Origin of the sequence: Sporosarcina sp. BP05, from assembly GCF_014282005.1 — a bacterium.
Taxonomy (GTDB): Bacteria; Bacillota; Bacilli; order Bacillales_A; family Planococcaceae; genus Sporosarcina.
The window spans coordinates 189612-210271 of the sequence record NZ_JACFTD010000006.1 but is presented as its reverse complement, the minus strand read 5'-3'; the positions used below and the strand labels follow the sequence as shown (position 1 = coordinate 210271).

Below are 20660 nucleotides of genomic sequence, written 5' to 3'. Positions count from 1 at the left end.
TTTAGTTAAAACACTCCTTTACTACGCTTTCCCCATAATTTACGACGATAATGTGGCATTCAGGTGCTGCGCCAAGCCTCAGCGGCAACGTAGACGTGCCATACCCATTGCTGATTAGCTTTGCCCTACCCTTTTTTAATCGGAACGTTCCTTTATCCTGCAGACCGTATTTACCGATTCGAATTTGCCCGCCATGTGTATGCCCTGCAAGCATCAATCGAGGCTCATATAACTGCTCCACTTTCCTGAATAGCGAAGGCGTATGTGTGACCAAAATAACATTGTCATACTGATTAACAAAACGGAGAGTAGAGTCAATATCGACATTAAGACTTGACGGATCGTCTGTACCGGCAATACCCCAACACGGGTGCCCGGGAACAGCGACACTTTCGTTGTCAAGGATTTTCCCGCCATAACGAGTAATAAGCTCTCTCATTTCTTCTTCGCCAACTTCACGGTCATTATTACCCCAAACATAAAACAGCGGTCCCAATTGCGCTAACTTACGGATATTTTCAGCTATCCGCATTAGCGGTACGCCTCTTTCGGCAAGATCGCCACCGATGATAACAATATCGATTTCATGGGCGGATTGAACTTTCGCTAACAACTTATCATCGATTTTACGCCGGTGGATATCTGAAATGAAAAACACCGACATTTTTTTGTCAACCCGACATCCAGGCGAGACATCCATGTTATGGTAAACTACATTCCTTCTTCTAGCGCTCATAAACATGTATATTAAAAATCCAATCATCAGCGATACTGATGATCCTATCATTTTATTAACCGTAATCATGACCACCTTTCTTAAGAAAAGCGCAAGCGCCTTGGTAGACCCAAAAAGCGCTGCCTGACTAAATTCGCCGCGTCCTGTGCAACTGTTGCATAACCCACTTCGTGTGGGCCAGGGGCTAGGCGCTAGACACTGTTCCGTGTCGAAAAGCCTAAACTTTCCTATCGTCATAAGAAAAAGGCAAAGAATCTATACTTCGCCTTTTTTCACACCGCTATTAATCAAGGAATGACAAGCCTCTGTCCAACCCTGATTTCATTTGATGATAAACCGTTAGCACTTTTAATTTTGTCGACGCCTTCACCGCTACCATAGTATTTCAATGAAATTCGATAAAGATTTTCATTACTGCCAACCGTATGCGTTTTTGCTACTGGCTTGGGCTCCGGTTTTACTTCCGGTTTTACTTCCGGTTTATTCTCGGGCTTAGGTTCTACCTTAACTTCTGGTTTCTCTTCGGGTGTCGGATTGACATTCACTACAGGTTTAGATACTGGTTTCTCCTCAACTTTTGTTTCAGTTTTCCCGGCAGTTTTTTCGTCCTCTAAATTAGTTGCTTTTTTTTCATCATCTTTATCAGCAACAGCACTGTTCTTATCAGGTTTCTCACTGTTCATTTCAAAGAGCGTGCCGGTGTCTCCACCTTTTGCTGACGTACGATCACCCGGAGTATAAAAATCAGAAATAATATACACTAAAATGAGTACTGGAATAAGTGTGAATAGTCCAAGAATAACATTAATCATCGTATGGCTGGATTTCTTTTTAGGTTTACGACCTTTCCTATGCAATTCGCTACGCGATGGAAGCTTACCAACATCATGCCCCTCGTCTAGACCAATTTCCTTTCTGTGCTCTTCAAAGTCAGTCTTATAATCATCATTTTTCATCGCTACATTCTCCTATCACATCTTGCTATTCTTTCATTATGACGAATTTTGTCGTAAAAATCAAATACACCTTGGTGTATCTTCGCCGGGGTTAGCAGGTGTACTTCTGCTGAATTAAGTTTAATCGACAAAGGACCCGTTATCCAAGAAGCCCCGTAAGTCTTTCCTCCCAATCCATCATTCGTTTATCCGAAACGTTTGGTTTTTGTGCATCTAGCAGTAGACCATCCGCTGTTCCGCAAACCGAACAGCAAAACTTCGGTTTCATTCCACATGCCTCCCCAAAAAAACCTAAAATCTCTTCTCGGATACATTTTTCCGAATGAACTAATCGAAGCATCATCTGTAGTTGTGCCTCTTTTTCACGTATTAATTCATTCATACGAATAATGACACCTTCTATCGACATTCGTTCGATGTAGTAGTCTATGACACGTTTCCCTGTTTCGCTAATTCTTGCCAGCTCTGCAGCTTCAGCAGGCAAATAGTTCTCCGCAAGAAGACTTTCATAGTGTTTGATTTCCCATTCTTGAGGGATATCATCTTGGATGATGAAGCGAGTTCTCCCCTCATCATCGGCCGAAAAGAGTAACGTCGCCGCTGATAATTCACCATCACGTCCTGCACGTCCCACTTCCTGAATGTAACTGGCGATGGCTTGGGGTACATGTTCATGAATCACTTGCCTAATATCGTCTTTATGTATACCCATTCCAAACGCATTTGTAGCACATATCCAGCTTATTTCACCCGTGATAAATTGTTCTTGGATGAACGAACGATCTTCCTGCTCTTTCCCTGCGTGATAAGATGCGACGGAGATGCCTTCCCCCTGAAGAAGGGTAGATAGTTCATCCGCACGTTTTCGCGATGCAACATAGATGATTCCAGGACCCGGCGTAGCTACTAAGCGGTTCTTAATCCAATCCGTTTTCATCATGCCATTTTCGATTTTGACAATTGAATAAGAAATATTCGGGCGATCCAACGAATGTTGGTGAATTGCAGGCAATTGAAGTTGCAGATATCGGCAAATATCAGCCTTTACTTTATCATCTGCCGTTGCGGTAAGAGCCAAAATACCCGGTCGATTCAATTCTCCGAAAAATTCTCCGAGCCGTAAATAGTCAGGTCTAAAATCAAATCCCCATTGTGAAATGCAATGAGCTTCATCGACAACGATTAACGACAAATGAATATTACGAAAATGAGCTAACACATTTTTTTGCACTAACATTTCAGGTGATATGAAAATGAATTTATAACGGCCCAATTCCGCCATTATCCTGTTTTTCTCAGAATAGGTAAGAAATGAGTTTAATGCAACAACCCGTTTTTCGCCATTCCTCTTCATGATCGCCACTTGGTCTTCCATCAACGCGACGAGTGGTGAAACGATTAAGACTGTACCTTCAAGTACATAGGCAGGTAATTGGTAGCAAAGCGACTTCCCTATACCTGTAGGTAAAATAGCAATCGTGTCCTTACCCGCAATCACATCTCGGATGACATCTTCTTGACCAACCCTGAATTGATCAAAACCGAATCTTTCTTTTAATAATTTGTGGATAGCCATTAGTTGCCTCCCCCGGTCCGCGCACCTAAGATAAGGCGAAGTTGAAAATAGGATAACATTTCGAATTCAGATTTTAGCAAGCGAAGTCTACGGGTACCGATTTCCTTCACTTTACCAGCTACCGCTTCTGCATCTTCCGCTGAAACAAACTGAGTCAGAGGAAATTCTTCATCATTAATTGACATTTCTACAAAATGATCTTCGATTGTACTCTTTTTCAAGTTGCGTGCCGTCACAATTTCATCAAGAGAAAAGCCTCGATCGAAAAGCTGCTTTGTTTTTACAGAAGAATCCGTCAAATACGTCGAAACCTTGACACTTTCAGTTATTTTTCGCAAAAAAGGCAAATCGGTAGACGGTATAATGACGGCAAGCATCATATGTAGTGTTTCTATAAATAGTAGACGGATGTCGAATGCATTTAGTTTCAAATTATCCGCTAACTGATCCCATGTCCAGCCTGTCAGACCGAAACCACTTAAGCGATGGGTAATAATTATTTTTTGTCTTTCATCCATTTCACTTCGCGTTATACATAGCCTAAGTTCCTCCCCTATATCTTTAGCAAACAAAGGGTCACTGATTGGCTGATTATGTACTAACATTTTAACAAAGGACTGAATATCACGATCTTTTTGAGCGGGCATGAACGACTTTTCCCCCGCTTTGAAATTCGAAACCGTCTGCACAGCGAGCGATAACCTTCCGAAAAAAATCATTTCCCGGCCCCTATAATCCCAGCCGTTAAATCTATAGGGGGGTAACTTTCCTGCTTCCACGCGACCTTGCTCCGTTAGTTTGACGAATGAATCATCCATCGTTGAGATGAAACCCCAATCACTTAATTGTTTAGCCGCCTCATCGAATCGTTCAGCTGTCAGTTTCGGTACAATACCAAAGAATTCCTTTAGGCCATAGTATTCGACATCTTGCAGTGTTTGTCCCGATCGTTTGCCGCGTAATAGGTGAAGTCCCGCATAGATTGTGCGTTCACCGTCTATTCTGCCTATGATGGTTAATAGTATTGAATTTAGATTCATATTGAATTCCTCCGATTAACAAATGTTTTTTGTTGAAAACTCTTGTCAACATCATTAGAATGAAAGGTGAAGTAAATTGTTTGTACGGAGAAAAGAGGAGAGAAAGACTATGCCTAAATATACAATCGTTGATCAGGATACATGTATAGCATGTGGTGCGTGTGGAGCTGCTGCCCCGGATATATACGATTATGATGACGAAGGAATTGCTTACGTTATCCTCGATGATAACATGGGAACGACTGAAGTTCCAGAAGAACTGATGGAAGATTTGGAAGACGCTTTCGATGGCTGTCCAACCGATTCAATCAAAACCGCTGACGCACCATTTGATGGCGATGCACTTAAATACGAAGAGTAACAAAAACGCAGAAAAGGTCGTCCCGGAAAATACCGGGACGACCTTTCTTTTAAAGTTATACTATTATTAAGTAGTTAATTGGGTGCGCTGTTGCGCAATCCATTTTTTCATGCTCTTGAAAAGCAACATAGAAATAATCATTAGCATAATTCCCTTTATCAAGTTAAAAGGTAGAATCCCTAAAACAATAAAGGTAGTTAACTCACTGCCTGCCATTGCTGGGAAATTCATAAAATACGTATACATCGGTAAAAACAGTAAATAATTCAAGACACTCATCCCAACTGCCATTGAGACTGTTCCAGCAATAAGTCCCCCAGCTAGACCATTGGATGTTTTGAATTTATTGTAAATGAAATAGATTGGTAATATAAATAGTACACCAGTAGCGAAGTTTGCAATTTCGCCAACAGGAACACCTGTGGGGCTGCCTGACATGAACCAATGCATGATATTTTTAAGCAGTTCGACTGCAATACCTGCAACAGGTCCCATCGTCATTATTGCCAAAACCGCTGGAATTTCACTGAAATCAATTTTCAGGAATCCAGGTAGTGCAGGTAACGGGAAGTTAAACTGCATCAAGACAGTTGAAATACTCCCTAATATTGCGATGAGAATCATCTTTCTTAACTTCTTGTTAGCCATTTGTTCCTCTCTCCTTTTGCGATTCACTTCAAAAGAGGAAAGGCCGTTCCATCCTATATATGTCGACAAAAAATCCCAAAAGCAAATAAGCTCGAGGGATTCGAAAGGTATACTCAAATAGAGAGTAGAAAAGAGACGATTTCATTCTCTTTTAACCCACATTTAAATAAGCACCTCTTTTTGTAGACAATACAAAAAGATGGCCGCACCTTCACCTTCTCCCATCCAGACTATACTGTCGGCTCCGGAATTACACCGGTATCAGCTGTTAAGCTCGCGGGCTTGGAAAGTGACTTTCCTTTACCGCCGGTCGGGAATTACACCCTGCCCCGAAGATGAATCAATATTTTGTTACTACTCTATTGTATCCAAAAAAAAACGCTTTGTAAACTAGAGTGTTTACAAAGCGCTACCTTTCCACTTTCAGGTCTGTTGATTAACCAAAGTAACCAGCAAATAACTTGATTACACAGTGCTAAGTATATAGTTACATTTGGATTACTTTGGATTGAATGACTACTATACCGTTACCCGGATGTCTTGATGTGTAGGGATGCGACTTTGTCGCATCCCTACACATCTTTTCCGGTAATCGTATGGTGATCCTTCATCCGCCGCGCTCCAAATGCATGCGTACACGAAGTGCTAGGGCTTTTTCGGACGAAAGAATAGCTGGCTTTTTAACTGGAGAAAAGCCGCCAAAGATGCAATTTTGGCAGCTGAAACTTTCTATAGGGTTTTCTCTTATTTCATTAAAGAAATGTCACTTTCTAGTAGGTATTACACGATTACATCCAAACTCTTTGCTAGAAGTAAGCAAGAAACGCATTGTACAACGAGCAATAGTGCCCGAAATTGCATCTTCGGGCACTTACACTCTCTATAGAAAGTCATCTATTCTTTTCTTTCAAACATAACTGTAGTTTTCACTTGAACATCGTAGGAACGGGACAGGCAACTATTCACAACAGGATTACAGAGAAGAGTGTGGCTAGAAGTGACAAAGTCACTTCTAGCCACACTAAGACCCCTCAGTAAATCTGTCATGAATAGTTAGCCGAAAGCGGACCGGAAATGGTCCAGTAAAAAAGAGACTACCAAGCCCTTCTCACCAGTATTTTATGCAAATAAATGATTAATCAACAGACGTGATTCACTTCAATAATAGCGGAAGCGGATTAGATCCAACCGGAATCGGTAAGGGCTGACTGAAGTTAAAACCGTTCCATTCTTCTTGGATGACACCTTCAAATTGAAGCTGTTCACCAAAGCTGGCTGCTGTTAGGAGCATGCCCTCCACCATTAGCATCGCTTTTTCCGGCTCCATTGAGTCCAAATCCAGCGGTTGTGCAAATTTGACGGTTGTCAATTTGTCATCTAGCTTTACTTCAAAATCTATAGTGCTTGGAATCACTGGTTGAAAAACATCATTCGGTTTCACTTTCATCTGCTGCAATGCCTCGTTCAGCGATGGCTGTGGCTGTGAAAAGTTTGATGACAGGAACTGCTGTCCATCTTGTTGTTCAAACAGATAGTAATTAAAATGATTACGACCACTCTTCAAAATCAACGGCGTGCTCGGCTGACCTTCCTCAGAGAACATGGCTACAGTTCCATCCTCGTTCTCAAATCGGACCTCCTGGTAACCGTAAAACGTATCTTGTAAAGTGTTTAGATATACTTCGGTCGAAGCTGAAGCTATGTCATAACCATGACCTTTCGGCAGCTGGTGGATAATTACATGATTATCCGCGACTATGTCGCCTTTATAAGGATGGTACTCTTGAAAACCAAGTGCACCTTCATCGAGACGATCTGCATACTTTTTATACAAATCATAACTCGTTGGTTTCAAAAAACCAAAATCTTCCTCGATTTGACTATTCGGAATGCTAAATGTAACAGGGATGCTTGAAGCTTGATCACCCGCAAGACCTAAATGGAATAGTGTACTATCGATAACATCTTTAGAGTAGATGGCAAAATTATGGGCGCCCCCTGTTTCGTCCGCCATCAAAACCGAGGATCTACCCATTGTGCCCACATCCGTATTTCCATCCGTAATCGATGCGTTTTCCATTTCCGCACTTCTTGTTGCAGTATCGGCGTTCTCATTTTTCATCATTTTACTCTCGGTACTTTGGTCCTTCATTGATACCTCATTTTGACCAAGCATAGAAGGAACCAACAGGCCAATAACGAGCAAAGCAGCAACAGCGACAAGTGCCGGCATCCACTTCTTGGATTTTTTACGGCGGGGTGAAATCAGCCGTTCATCTTGCTTTAGCCGTGCCAGTATTTCCGACATTGGACGATCATCTGATACGCCGGGCATATCACCGAGGAGTTTTTCAATCTTGTTGTCGTTCCAATTTTTGTGGGTCATTTAGTTTCCCCCCTTCTGTCGGAAGTGCATTCAATTTCTTTTGCAGTGCCTTGATTGCCCTATGTTGTGTTGTTTTAACTTTCCCCTCTGTCCAGCCAAGTATTTCGGCCGTTTCAGCTATGGAAAGATCCTGGAAATAACGCATGATGATGACCATTTTTTGATCCCCAGTGCATGTGTTAAGCGCCTGTAACAGCTCTTGCATCTCTTCGCTGAGTGTTACGAGTTCATCAGGGAGGATTCCCGTCGATACGAGCTCACTCTTTTCCCAGTCGAATTTATCGAACAGATGCTTTTTACGAACTGTGTTTTTTCTAAAATGGTCAATCGCGACATTTTTGGCAATTGAAAAAAGCCATGTCTTTTCCGAACTTTTCCCTTCAAAACCGACGTATGCACGTAGCACCCTCACATACACTTCATGCATGAGGTCCTCAGCGTGGTCACGGTCTCTTGTCAAATAGATAAGAAACTTGAACACATCTTGGTGGTACTGTTCATAAAGCCGATGGAAAACGGAGTCGTTCATGAAATCCCCCCGTTCTATCAATTAGTCGTATTTCAAGCTATTAAGTTACATCTTTTTTAAGGGCAATATGCAACTGAAAATTGTTCCTTTAGTATCACCTCTTGTTGCAGCGATCTTGCCACCGTGTGAATCGATAATACTTTTGGCAATGGCGAGGCCGAGACCTGTTCCACCCTTGCCTCTAGTTCTCGCTTTATCTGCCTTGTAGAAACGTTCGAAGATATACGGCAAATCCTCTTGTGGAATTCCAACACCTGTATCTGTCACTGTTATTTCAATCATATCAATCTGTTTTTGTATTCCTAGTTTAACACTTCCCCCATCAGGCGTATGACGGATTGCATTGTCTATTAAATTCGTAAAGACTTGCTCCATACGGTCTTCATCTACATTTGAAATAAGCTCTGTATCTTCCGCGAAGTCAAAAGACAAATCGACATTTGCTTCACGCGCAACTTGCATGAATTTATTTACTATCCGGTCAAGGAAAGGAATCATCGATAGTTCGTCTTTGTAAAGTCGCATATGACCTGATTCCATCCTTGCGAGATTGAGAAGATCCGTCACGAGCCTACCCATTCTTTTCGATTCATCGTGGATGATCTGCACCATTTCATCGCGCTCTTCATCACTTGTTATAACGCCGTCAATAATTGCTTCACTATATCCCTGAAGCATAGAAATCGGCGTCCGAAGTTCATGGGAAACGTTTGCTATGAAATCGGATCGAAGCTTCTCCAGTTTATGCTGATCTGTCATATCACGTAAGACAGCAACCGCCCCGCGAATACTATTTCCGCTATACAACGGACTGATAGAAATCCCATAGAACTGCCCGCCTAATTCCAATTCGTCTTCGACTTCTTCGGAGAACGAAATAACATGCTCAAGCATATGAAAAATCGCCGGAGGGATGTGATGGTTCCCCTTTTGTGACCCGGTTTTTAAATACCAATTCTGCAATAACTGTTCAGCTTGTGGGTTACTTACCAGGATTGTGTAATCTCGATTGAATGTAATGACAGCATCAGTCATCGATGTAAGGATGCTTGAAAGCTGCTCTTTGTCCTGATTAATAAGTTCAACATGGTATTTAAGCTGCCTACCCATCTGATTGAATGCAGTTGCAAGCTGGCCAATTTCATCATTTTGCATAACAGGCAATCTTGTATCGAAATTCCCTTTCGATAATTCAAATGCCGCCTGTCTCAATCCACGTAAAGGGGAAGTAATTCTCGTTGACAGGAAAAAGGCGAAAAATGTTGTCAAAATAAAAGCAATAAATGCGGATAAGAATACAATGCGCGTAGTACTTTCTGTTGTTCGATGAACGGCTTCGAGGCTTTGGTAAATGATCACCGAGCTCCCAAGTTGCTGTCCTTTTTCGAGTGGATAGGATAGGACAAGGTATTGTTCCATGACATTATCTTCATTAATCGAAGGCAAAATCATCTCTTTCACAACTTGAGTATTCTTCTTTCGGTTAGCGTAAAACATGGATTCATAGAGCACTTTACTTTCTATTCTACCCTTGTTCAATCCGTTATTGAATGAATGCGTAACTTCCCCATTGGAATCGACAATCATTGCATTCGTCTCATCGTCAAGAATGTCATCAATAATCAAGTTCATCGAAGATTGACTTTCGTGATCATTAACAATTTTCCCGATTGTCGTTGCTTCCCTTCGCAATGAATCCTCAGCCTGTTGCGTATGGAAGTTGTCTAGGAATTCGAGGAGCAAAGCCGTAACAATAAACAATACAAAAGAAACGAGAAGCAATATGGTTGCCCATAGCTTCCCGACAATTGAATTCCATATTCTATTCATTAGGAATCTCGAACTTGTAACCGACTCCCCAAACAGTAACAATCATTTTTGCTGCTTGTTCAGAAACACGGCTTAGCTTTTCACGTAGTCGTTTGACATGCGTATCTACTGTACGAAGATCGCCGAAAAATTCATAGTGCCACACTTCTTTTAACAGTTGCTCTCTGTCAAATACTTTATCAGGTGATTTCGCAAGGAAATAGAGCAATTCATATTCTTTAGGAGTCAACGCCACTTCTTCTCCTTCAGCTGTGACCCTGTGTGCATCGTGATCTATCGTTAATTGAGGGAAGACGACCAAGTCCTTCGATGTAGAAGATGAAGCGGCACCCGGAAACGTCACAGACCTTCTAAGAATTGCTTTAACCCGTAGAACAACTTCACGCGGACTGAAAGGCTTCACTATGTAATCATCAGCACCCGACTCAAAACCAGTTACTCGATCTGACTCTTCGCCTTTTGCCGTCAGCATCATGACAGGCGTCATAATTTTCTTTTCTCTTAGTTCTTCTAATACTTCTAATCCATCTTTTTCAGGCATCATCAAATCGAGTAAAATACAATCATAATGATTCACAAGCGCTTTTTCGAGTGCATCCGCACCATCTACAGCCTCTTCGACTTCATACCCTTCACGAGTAAGATACATATTTAACAGACGACGGATTCTCTCCTCATCGTCTACTACTAACAATGTCACTTTTTCATCCATAAATGATTACCCCTTTCAACTAGCTACTCCCTTCATTGTACAAGTCGTTGTTCAAAAAAGAAACAGAAAAGCCGTAGCGGCGTTCTTAGACGCAACACCCAAATGGCAAACAGGTGTCTAAGTCATAATAAAAGCGGAAACACGTCCAATCATGTCTATTATTATTTCCACGTCTTTTGATTAGCCATTTTAGTAAATGAAGTGCCTGTTAGAAAGGCTTAACAATCTCCATTTGCACTTGTACATTTCCGGCTCGCTTTGAACGAAACGATCACGACAAATTTATCGGGATTAAGCACTTAGTGTATCTGCACTTAGGAATGGCGACGGACGAACAGCCACCATACGATTAACGAAAAAAATGCCCAGTAGAAGTTAACTACTAGGCAGTTTTTATAAGTTAAGCGTATGAATGCAAACCAGCGATGATCAAGTTCACAGCAATCAGGTTAAACATGATAATGACGAAACCGATAACCGCAAGCCATGCCGATTTTTCGCCATCCCAACCGCGTGATAAACGCACGTGAAGGAATGCAGCATAGAATAACCATGTGATAAGGGCCCATACTTCTTTTGGATCCCATCCCCAGAACCTTGACCACGCTTCGTGTGCCCAGATCATGGCGAAGATGAGTGCACCCAGTGTAAAGATAGGGAAGCCAATCATAACCGCACGGTATCCAATTTCATCCATTAGTTGCGAATTCGCTTTTTTAGCAAACGGCTGTAATAATGCCGCAACTGGACGACGGAAAATGAGTCTAAGAATCAAGTAGAGAAGAATTCCACTTGCGACTGACCAGACGAATGTCGTCAACGTCTTCGCATTGACGATTGGTGGCATTTCAGCCCACGGCGTCATCGCATCTGGTGTTAGCGATTCGTAGCCAGCCATTCCGAAAAGTGGTGGATAATTGTATTCGATTTTAGCAGGTTGTTCATTTTTATCAATATAAGTAAACTGTGCTTCATAGCCAGATAACTTAAACGCTGATGAAGACAGTACGAAACCGATAACTAGGATAAGCGTAAAGATAACCGCTTCTAGCCAGAAACGCTGTTTCGTTTTTTTCGTCAAATCAATGTTTTTCAATAAATAAATGAGTCCCGCTACAGCACTAATCGCGAGAATTGATTCACCTAGTGCAGCTGTAATTACATGAACTGTCAACCAGTAACTTTTCAGTGCCGGAATTAGTGGTGTAATTTCCCTCGGGAACATACTTGCATAGCCGATAATAATAATCGCGATTGGCAGAGCAAACAAGCCCAGTGATGGTGTTCTATATAAGTAAAACAGAAGAATGAACGCCCCGACAAGCATCATTCCAAATGCTGTCGTAAATTCGAACATATTACTTACTGGAGCATGACCTGATGCCATCCAGCGTGTGATGAAATAGCCGACATGGGTAATGAATCCAATGACCGTAATGGTAATCGCAATTTTTCCCCAACGGTTATTTTTATAAGATGCTTCAGATTTAGCGCCCTTTACCGCGCCGCCAAAAAATAGCGTTGCGACGAGGTAAGCGATAAATGAAACAAACAGCAAGTTGGCGCTTAACGATGCAAGTCCCATTATACTTTGTCCACTTCCTTATCCTGCAAGATAGATTCCTTGTCCTGTCTGTCTTCATAAGAAGGTAAATTTGCAACGTCTTTCACTTGATCCAACTCTTTTTTCAAGGAGAACCAGTTTTTATTCGTATGGCCAGCAACCAGCAGCTCACCATTAGACCCTTTTTGAATCCAGATCCGTCTATGGTTCCAATAAGCTCCTTGCGAAACACCAATCATAAAGATAATTCCACCTAAAAGTAGAAGATATAATGTTTTATCTTTCCGTACCGTAAGCCCGGATATATCGCGGGTTTCAGCACTGACAAATTTCACTTTATAATCATTGACTTCCGTTTCAAGCGTTTGTTTGATGGCGACGAAACTCATCTCGCCCTCCGGTTTGGCCTGCGTCACCATTTTAAAGATGAATGCAGGATTGTTCGGTATTGGAGATTTCGATATCGGCTCTCCATCTTTAACGCCGTCATAATCCGGATAATAATCGCTTAAAATAACGCGTGCGCCACTATCAAGTTCATATTCACGTTCCGGATTAGTAAGATCGACCGTAAACTCTCCAAGTGAGGATTCCGTAGCTTTTTCAGTTAATTGGAATGTCATGGATTTTAATTCATCTAAACGGAAATCCATTTGAAAGACATTATATCCATCAAACTTCAACGGTTTATTGACAATGATAGAGTAATCTTTCACGAAGTCCATTTCATCGGACCCTGGAAGACCGCCTTCAGGTGTCTTGTATAAAGCGACATCCGTCTGATAGTTTTTCGCAATCATGCCAACACGTTCGAGCGCATCACCGAATACCTCATCGGCTTCCTCTTTTGTGTAGTTTTCCATGATGAATTGTTTACTTTCCAAATAATAACCTTCTGCGCCAGGAATAGAGCGCGTTTCCCCTTCGCGGATCCACATCGTTTCATCGACATAAAATCCAGGGATACCGCGCAGTAGAATACCAAATAGAAAAATGATAAGTCCTAAATGATTGACGTATGGGCCCCATCTTGAAAAACGGTTTTTCTCTGCAAGCAAAGCTCCGTTTTCAATCTTCACATTGTAACGAAGTTCCTTCAGTTTCTCCTCCGCTTTTATAAGTGCGGCTTCTGGATCTTCTGACGGTCCTTCGCCATAAATTCGTTGTTTTTTCATGAATGAAGGATGGCGTTTCGTACGTTGCTTTTTCAATGATTTATAAAGCGGAATAACTCGGTCAACACTGGCGATGATGATGGACGTTCCAAGCATCCCGACCAAAGTGATGAACCACCAGCTATTATACATGTCATGAAAACCCAGTTTGTAATAAATTGTGCCTGCCAATCCGTAAAGTCGTTCGTAATAAGCTGCAAACTCCGCCTCAGTTGACGCGGCCACATACATTTTTTGCGGAAAAATCGTACCTATCGCGGCCGTCGCGAGAACTGCAACGATAATACTGATTCCGATTTTCACACTCGAAAAGAAATTCCATATTTTATCAATGATTGACCGTTTATACGTCTGCGATCTTCTTGCAGCACCTTCGTAGCGCATATCAACAAGTTTACTTTCTTTCGCTTCTTCAGTTTGCGGTCTACCACATCGCTCACAAAGCACTGTGCCAAATGGATTATCATGACCGCACTGGCATTTGATTTTGCTCATTTTGGATTACTCCTTATTAGGGTTGAATGCTTTCCATGAGTGAAATAATCTCTTTTTCGGACATTTCCCTTGTTATAATTTTCTCTATTCTCCCATCCTTATTGATGAGGAAGGTCGTGGGAAGTGGCACTATATTATAGGCTTCCTTAACACTCTTGTCCTTATCAATAACGATAGGAAACGTCAGGCCATACTGTTCTATAAACGTTTCAACCTTCAAATTAGATTCGGCGATATTAACGGCAAGTATATTGACGCCTTTTTCTTCGAATGCTATATGCTGATTTTCCATATATGGCATTTCTTTTTTACATGGCCCGCACCAAGTTCCCCAGAAGTTCAGGAAAACTCCCTCACCTTTGTAATCAGATAGCCGCTGTTTATTGCCTTCCAAATCGACAAGCTCGAAATCGGGCGCTTTATCTCCTACCGCTAATACCCTTACTTTATCTTTCGATGCAATTGTATAGACAACTGCCGAAACGAGAAGTAACAGGACGATTGTCCTTATAATAAGACGTGTTTTCTTTTGATCCGCCTTAGCCATACGTTCTGCCCCCTAACAATAAATAAGTTCTGCCTTTAATTATAACAAATAGCCTTTTGTAAAGACGCACCATAATTGAAGGGATTGTGAACAATCAGCCTATTTTCCCTGTTTCCGCGAGGACTCGTAGCTGTTTCACTTCATGTTTTGTTAATTCCCGAGCTTCTCCAGCATTCATTCCGTGAGTCGTTACGTTACCAAATGATTCCCTTCGAAGTTTTTGGACTGGACATCCAATCGCATCGAACATGCGACGTACTTGACGGTTTTTTCCTTCATGTATTGTAATCTCAATAAGTGCAGTTTCACTTTTTTTATCCACTGACTGCATTTTTACATGTGCAGGGGCAGTTTTGCCGTCTTCTAGGTCAATTCCATTCTCAAGTTTGCGCAGCGCTTCACGACCAGGAATTCCTTTTACTTTCGCAATATACTTTTTCTTAATACCGAATTTCGGATGTGTCATTAAGTAAGAGAAATCGCCATCATTCGTCATGATAATAACGCCGGATGTATCATAGTCAAGACGCCCAACTGGGAAAATCCGTTGTTCGATTTGCGGGAATAAGTCTAATACTGTCTTCCTGCCTTTCTCGTCATCCACTGTCGAAATGATCCCTCTTGGTTTATATAATAAGAAGTAGACGTAAGTCTCTTTAACAAGCTGAACGCCTTCAACTTCTACACGATCCGAACTAGATACTTTTGTTCCAAGCTCTGTTACAACGACACCGTTCACTTTCACTTTTCCTGCAACAATTAGTGTTTCTGATTTTCTGCGTGATGCCACACCTGCTTGTGCCAACACTTTCTGTAATCTTTCCATTAAGTCACCCCATCTTCATTCTGTAAGAAAAGCGAAAGGCGCCCACTAGACGCGACAGGCATAAGTCAATCCAGTGAAGTGGCGTTTTTTGCCACATAGCTGGATTGCTTATGACCCAAGCGGCTGGCGCCTGAAGTCTAGACACTGTTCCAAGTCAAAAAACTTTTACTTTCTTACCTTTGAAAAAATTATGTCACACTTTGTAGCAAATGAAAAGAGGACTGACCTATATAGCGTCAGTCTTCCCCAAACCGTCACAATTGCATTTTACCAATTAATAAACGCTTGAAGTTTACTGTTTTTTTCGCCATTAACAATGTTTCATTGTTTTATAATGACTTCCGCCGTAATCAGTGGCTCATCGCCGAGCGACACGGTCCAATGCCCCGTACTCTTTTCATTTTTCCCACGGGGGATAATTAGGACATTCGACAAGTTCGATTTCTCCCCTTTTTTTAACAACAAGCGGATGGGCCTGGCCAGCTCCGCTTCTACACCAGGAAGAATATCATATACCCCTTTTTTAGCGACAGTCACCATTTTGAAAGAGGAAAACACTTTATTCGCCAAGTTTTTATGTGTATTCCAGTCGTCACCATCGTTCAAAGTGACAACAATGATGTTTTTGCCGTCTTTCTCGAAATAGGTTGCAAGTGTCCTGCCCGCGGCTTTTGTAAAACCAGTCTTTCCTGCAATCGCAGTCGGTTCGGAATGAAGGAGGCGATGTTTGTTACGCCAGCTATAAGCCTGATCCTTCCCCTGGTAACTAAAATTCTTGGTGGTAGCAATCGTACGAAACTGATCATTTCCCATCGCATAATGTAGCATAAGCGCCGTTTCGTACGCAGTAGACAAATGACGTTCATCATGCAGACCTGACGGATTCGAGAAGACAGTATCATTCAATCCGTACATCAGTGCCTTGTCATTCATCAGGTCTACAAAGCCATCCATTGAACCGCCCGCATGTTCTGCTAGCGCACGTGCCGCATCGTTGCCTGACCGTAGCATCAGACCAGTTAGCAGGGCATCTGCTTCAATCTTCATCCCTTGCGGTAAATAAAGGGACGATCCTTCCGCAGATGCAGCTTGTGGCGAAATGATGACATCTTCGGGCGTTGCAACACTTTCAATGAACGTAAACGCCGTCCAAATTTTTGTTAGACTAGCAATCGGTAGTCTAACGTTTTCGTTATGCCCTTCCAATAATCTGCCCGTGTCAGCGTCAATAACGGCCCATGCTTGACCAGACGCAGCAACTTCTTTCAAACTTCCGCCAACTAGTAACGTGAAAAATAGGACAACGATTATCGCCCGTTTCAAGAAATATTTCCTCCTCCGTCATTTTCCATCGCAAATGCTTCTTGGAACTTTGTCATGAACAAGTCTGTTTCCACCGTTTCGCCTTCTTCTTCCTGCGATAGGGGTGGCAATCCGTTTAGTGATGCTAACCCGAAACGGTCCAGGAACAAGTCTGTTGTGCCAAAGAGAATCGCTCGTCCACTTCCTTCTGATCGGCCTTTTTCCATTATGAGTCCCTTGGCAATCAGCGTGTTAATAGGCCCCTCTGATTTGACGCCTCGAAGATCGTCGATTTCAACACGCGTCACAGGTTGCCTGTATGCGATAATCGCCAATACTTCAAGGGATGCCTGAGTCATCGATTTCGGAGATGGATTTTCCAACAACCGTTTTATATCCTCTGCGAAATCAGCTTTCGTCACTAGGCGATACGCCCCTCCAAACTGCTTCAGCATAATGCCGCTCTCTTTGCGTTCTTCATAACTCATTTGCAGCAAATCAATTGCCTTTCCAACTTCTGATTCTTTGCACTCAGTTAGAGAGGTTAACTGTTTAATCGTTAACCCTTCATCCCCTACTATGAATAAAAAACTTTCAATCATCCCGGGCAAACGGTCTTTAAATTTCATTTCACTCATCCTCCCGTCGGTACGCCACTGTCAAATCGTCGAAATTTCCAGCCTGACTGACAATGATGTCCCGCCGTTTCATCAATTCAAGCAAAGATAGAAAAGTTACGACAAGATCGGTTGTCTCGCCCTTTTCGAATAAGGAATAGAAATCACATTTCCCGCCGCCTTTTTCTAGTATTGCCATAATTTCATCCATCTTTTCACTGATAGAAACTTCTGTCCTAGATATACTTGCTGTCATAGGTGCCTTCAAACGTTTCCTGTTAAGCATCTTTTGAAATGCACCAATTAAGTCGAAGACGTTCAAACTTTCATCCGACTCACTTGCCACAATTTCACCAAACTCCGTAAGATCTTCGGGTGGTTTGGTAAAATGACCGGATCGCTCATCTGCAGATTCTTTCAGACTAATTGCTGCCTCTTTGTATTTTTTGTATTCAATCAAGCGCGCAACTAACTCGTCACGTGGATCATCATCCATGTCAAAATCAAAGTCGTCATCAAAATCTTCACCTTCATGGACTGGCAAAAGCATTTTGCTCTTAATTTCAATCAGCGTCGCAGCGAGGACAAGGTATTCACTTAGCTCATCTAATTGCAATACGCGCATCGCTTGGAGGTGTTCTATGTACTGCGCTGTCAGTTCCGCCATCGGGATATCATATATATCAATTTCAAGTCGGTTGATTAAATGCAATAATAGATCTAGTGGCCCTTCAAAAGCCTCTAATTTTACTTGATATGTCATTCCGTGACACCTACCTATCTTTCAGACTATGGAAAGGGCTGATTACATGCACCCGTATCATCATCCGCTATTCGTAAATTTTATAGTTTATTTCAATAGTAATGAAGATTACTTTGAATGCCACGAAGTACTGGAGGAGTATTGGAAGTCTATTCCCGACAGTGATAAAGATCACCCACTGACGGCTTATATCCTCCTTGCAACAGGAATGTATCATTGGCGCAGAGGCAATAAGCCAGGAGCATCCCGTACTCTCAACAAGGCAATGAAAAAATTCCCGACTTTCATTGCCAATTATCCTGTATACACGGAAGAAATTGATTTTGACAAGTTAGTTTACGATGTTACAAAAGCAGTCAACCGGTTGGAACTAGATCTGCCATTCGAATCGTTCCCACTCACTATCCTATCAGCTAGCATTACCGGCCTGGCTAGTAAGTTAGAACAATCTATGACACTTCTACCATTCGGCAGCGATGCTGTCATTCATAAACATATGCTCAGAGACCGCAGTGATATTCTTCGGGAACGCGAAGAAAAGAAGAAGGGCAGACATTAATTAGTCTGAACCTTCTTCTTTAGGCTTACATTTCTGTATGAATAAATCAGTTTCTTCAGTTCCAATACAGACTTTATCAGGGAAGAGCGCTTGCAGCTTCAACACCATTTCTTGACCAATTCCTTCACCACGGAAAGATGGATTGACAGAAAGGTGCTGTAATGTATAGTCCTCTTCCCTCAATTCGATGCCAATTAAACCGATGAAGTCCTCATCTTTTTTCAAAAGATATAACTGCCAACTATCATCTGTTTCATATCGGTGAATCCATTCCTGCAATTTCTTGACGGTTTTATCGCCAGGCATATAAGAGAGTAGCCCCATCGCGATTTTTTCATATATTTTCTTATAACGCAAAAGCATCAATTGAATCCCTTCTTTTCTGAAAATACTTTGGTCATCGGGAAAAACTAACTACGTTCCCCAATGATAAGCAGTTTCCTTTATCGCGCAGTAACGGGCAGTAAAAGCCCGACCAATCGGAACATAATTCCTGTGGCCGCAACTAACAATCAGTGATATTTAAACTACCCACTGATTGAAATTTTACTTTATCGCGGATCAATGATTGGCATGACGAACTTCCAGTATACCGCTCCCCACATAATTGCTGCAACTACAATAAAGATGAAAAGGAGGATGTTGCGTTTTCTCAAATCCTCTCCCCCCGTCTAACTAGTTGCAACGGAATGTCTAATCTGACAATGTCTTCATAGGTTTCCCTGCGTACAACAAGCTGATGTTCTCCATTTTCACAGAACACGACGGCCGGTTTTGGAAGACGGTTATAATTACTTGCCATTGAATAGCCATAAGCACCAGTACAGAAAACAGCGATGATGTCCCCTTCGGTCGGGTTAGCGAGCTGAGCCTCTTCAATAAGCTTATCCCCGGACTCACAACATTTCCCGGCTATCGTCACTTTATCGACGTGAGGCTCGTCCATCCGGTTTGCCGAAACGGCAGTATATTTTGCACCGTACAACGCCGGCCGAATATTATCAGACATTCCGCCATCAACTGCGACATATTTCCGAATACCAGGCACTTCTTTTGAGCTACCAACAGTATACAGTGTTGTCCCTGCATCTCCAACAAGCGATCTGCCGGGCTCAATCCAAATTTCGGGCAAAGGGTAGTTCAAACTTCGTGTCATTGAAAGAACAACAGTCGCCATTTCTTCAACGTATACAGACGGTTCAAGGGGTTTGTCTTCTTCGGTATAACGAATACCGAATCCGCCACCCAAGTTTAGGACAGTGCAGATGAATTGGTGATTATCGCGCCAAGCAACCATCTTATTCATTAGTGCCTCCGCCGCTAAACGAAATGCATCTGTTTCGAATATTTGAGAGCCGATATGGCAATGCATGCCCAACAAATTTATGTAGGGATGATTATACAACTGAAGGAAAGCTTCATCCGTTTGGCCATTTTTTAAATCGAATCCAAACTTGGAGTCTTCCTGACCTGTCGTAATATAATCATGTGTAGAGGCTTCCACTCCTGGTGTTACTCGGATAAGCACGTTCATGGATTCTTTACGAGTTTCAGCAATTTCCTTAACCAGTTCGATTTCAGAAAAATTGTCAATAACGATACATCCTATTTTTTCATCGAATGCAAATTGTAACTCAGTGTAGCTTTTATTGTTGCCGTGAAAATGAATTCGATTGCGCGGAAAATCCGCAGAAACTGCAGTAAACAGTTCTCCCCCAGAAACGACATCCAGAGAAAGTCCTTGCTGTTCAGCAATTTCGTAGATAGCAATGGACGAAAATGCCTTACTCGCATAAGCGACCTGCGCATGGATACCCATCGTTTCAAAAGTTTTCTTAAAGGCGCTTGCCCGTTCACGGAACAAGGCAACATCATAGACGTTAAGTGGTGTTCCATAAGTATGTGCAAGATCAACCGTATCCGTACCGCCAATTGTCAGATGGCCACGTTCGTTGACTGATTGTGTTCCGTAAAAATGCATGTTGCCTTCCCCTCTCGAATTAGATAACTAAAATTTTATCATATAAAGAAGGGTAGA

At 42.1% G+C, this 20660-nt stretch carries 20 protein-coding genes and 1 riboswitch; of the genes, 2 read left to right on the top strand and 18 right to left on the bottom strand.

Annotation, left to right across the window (positions count from 1 at the left end):
• Window position 1: 1 nt before the first annotated feature.
• From H2672_RS09470 to H2672_RS09455, 4 genes are all read right to left on the bottom strand, one after another.
• Window positions 2–664 (bottom strand): metallophosphoesterase, encoded by a 663-nt coding sequence (locus H2672_RS09470; protein ID WP_186671064.1) that lies wholly within the window; start codon window positions 662–664, stop codon window positions 2–4.
• A 359-nt stretch (window positions 665–1023) separates the two neighbouring features.
• A complete protein-coding gene (locus H2672_RS09465; protein WP_186671063.1) occupies window positions 1024–1692 on the bottom strand; it encodes a LysM peptidoglycan-binding domain-containing protein in 669 nt (222 codons plus the stop codon).
• A 139-nt stretch (window positions 1693–1831) separates the two neighbouring features.
• Window positions 1832–3268, bottom strand: a complete 1437-nt coding sequence (locus H2672_RS09460; protein WP_186671062.1) for a RecQ family ATP-dependent DNA helicase — start codon at window positions 3266–3268, stop codon at window positions 1832–1834.
• Window positions 3268–4308, bottom strand: coding sequence for a YpbB family protein (locus H2672_RS09455; protein WP_186671061.1), 1041 nt, complete (start codon window positions 4306–4308; stop codon window positions 3268–3270). The genes H2672_RS09460 and H2672_RS09455 overlap by 1 nt, the downstream gene beginning before the upstream one ends.
• Before the next feature lie 109 nt (window positions 4309–4417).
• Between H2672_RS09455 and H2672_RS09450 the strand changes: the two genes are divergently transcribed.
• Window positions 4418–4669: a ferredoxin gene (locus H2672_RS09450; protein WP_186671060.1), complete on the top strand. Its 252-nt coding sequence runs from the start codon at window positions 4418–4420 to the stop codon at window positions 4667–4669.
• Window positions 4670–4735: 66 nt separating this feature from the next.
• On the opposite strand, the gene H2672_RS09445 is transcribed toward H2672_RS09450, so the two are convergent.
• The 12 genes from H2672_RS09445 to H2672_RS09390 all read right to left on the bottom strand — a co-directional run bounded on the left by H2672_RS09445 (window position 4736) and on the right by H2672_RS09390 (window position 18063).
• The gene (locus H2672_RS09445) at window positions 4736–5317 is read right to left on the bottom strand and encodes an ECF transporter S component (protein ID WP_186671059.1); all 582 of its coding nucleotides are present in this window, start codon (window positions 5315–5317) and stop codon (window positions 4736–4738) included.
• Window positions 5318–5526: 209 nt separating this feature from the next.
• Window positions 5527–5658, bottom strand: a riboswitch (FMN riboswitch).
• Between the two features lie 812 nt (window positions 5659–6470).
• Window positions 6471–7703, bottom strand: a complete 1233-nt coding sequence (locus tag H2672_RS09440; RefSeq protein WP_186671058.1) for a hypothetical protein — start codon at window positions 7701–7703, stop codon at window positions 6471–6473.
• A complete protein-coding gene (gene sigX, locus H2672_RS09435; RefSeq protein ID WP_186671057.1) occupies window positions 7669–8232 on the bottom strand; it encodes an RNA polymerase sigma factor SigX in 564 nt (187 codons plus the stop codon). The genes H2672_RS09440 and sigX overlap by 35 nt, the downstream gene beginning before the upstream one ends.
• Before the next feature lie 45 nt (window positions 8233–8277).
• A complete protein-coding gene (locus H2672_RS09430; protein WP_186671056.1) occupies window positions 8278–10062 on the bottom strand; it encodes an ATP-binding protein in 1785 nt (594 codons plus the stop codon).
• The gene (locus H2672_RS09425) at window positions 10055–10774 is read right to left on the bottom strand and encodes a response regulator transcription factor (RefSeq protein WP_186671055.1); all 720 of its coding nucleotides are present in this window, start codon (window positions 10772–10774) and stop codon (window positions 10055–10057) included. The genes H2672_RS09430 and H2672_RS09425 overlap by 8 nt, the downstream gene beginning before the upstream one ends.
• A gap of 400 nt (window positions 10775–11174) precedes the next feature.
• Window positions 11175–12359 carry a c-type cytochrome biogenesis protein CcsB gene (ccsB, locus tag H2672_RS09420; RefSeq protein WP_186671054.1) on the bottom strand — a complete coding sequence of 395 codons (1185 nt, stop codon included), beginning with the start codon at window positions 12357–12359 and terminating at the stop codon, window positions 11175–11177.
• Window positions 12359–14008, bottom strand: coding sequence for a cytochrome c biogenesis protein ResB (resB, locus tag H2672_RS09415; RefSeq protein WP_186671053.1), 1650 nt, complete (start codon window positions 14006–14008; stop codon window positions 12359–12361). Before resB ends, ccsB begins: the two co-directional genes overlap by 1 nt.
• Window positions 14009–14024: 16 nt before the next feature.
• The gene (resA, locus tag H2672_RS09410) at window positions 14025–14555 is read right to left on the bottom strand and encodes a thiol-disulfide oxidoreductase ResA (protein ID WP_186671052.1); all 531 of its coding nucleotides are present in this window, start codon (window positions 14553–14555) and stop codon (window positions 14025–14027) included.
• A 94-nt stretch (window positions 14556–14649) separates the two neighbouring features.
• Entirely contained in the window at window positions 14650–15381 is a 732-nt protein-coding gene (locus H2672_RS09405; RefSeq protein WP_186671051.1) for a pseudouridine synthase, read from the bottom strand.
• Between the two features lie 321 nt (window positions 15382–15702).
• Window positions 15703–16704, bottom strand: a complete 1002-nt coding sequence (locus tag H2672_RS09400; protein ID WP_186671050.1) for a D-alanyl-D-alanine carboxypeptidase family protein — start codon at window positions 16702–16704, stop codon at window positions 15703–15705.
• Window positions 16701–17312 (bottom strand): SMC-Scp complex subunit ScpB, encoded by a 612-nt coding sequence (gene scpB / locus H2672_RS09395; RefSeq protein WP_255485626.1) that lies wholly within the window; start codon window positions 17310–17312, stop codon window positions 16701–16703. Before scpB ends, H2672_RS09400 begins: the two co-directional genes overlap by 4 nt.
• A gap of 1 nt (window position 17313) precedes the next feature.
• Window positions 17314–18063, bottom strand: a complete 750-nt coding sequence (locus tag H2672_RS09390) for a segregation/condensation protein A (RefSeq protein ID WP_186671048.1) — start codon at window positions 18061–18063, stop codon at window positions 17314–17316.
• 46 nt (window positions 18064–18109) lie between these two features.
• Between H2672_RS09390 and H2672_RS09385 the strand changes: the two genes are divergently transcribed.
• On the top strand, window positions 18110–18622 hold the full coding sequence (locus H2672_RS09385; RefSeq protein ID WP_186671047.1) for a DUF309 domain-containing protein: 513 nt from the start codon (window positions 18110–18112) through the stop codon (window positions 18620–18622).
• On the opposite strand, the gene H2672_RS09380 is transcribed toward H2672_RS09385, so the two are convergent.
• Both H2672_RS09380 and lysA read right to left on the bottom strand, forming a co-directional pair.
• The gene (locus tag H2672_RS09380; RefSeq protein WP_186671046.1) at window positions 18623–18985 is read right to left on the bottom strand and encodes a GNAT family N-acetyltransferase; all 363 of its coding nucleotides are present in this window, start codon (window positions 18983–18985) and stop codon (window positions 18623–18625) included. It lies immediately after the preceding gene.
• 289 nt (window positions 18986–19274) lie between these two features.
• On the bottom strand, window positions 19275–20603 hold the full coding sequence (lysA, locus tag H2672_RS09375) for a diaminopimelate decarboxylase (RefSeq protein WP_186671045.1): 1329 nt from the start codon (window positions 20601–20603) through the stop codon (window positions 19275–19277).
• Between the last annotated feature and the right edge of the window lie 57 nt (window positions 20604–20660).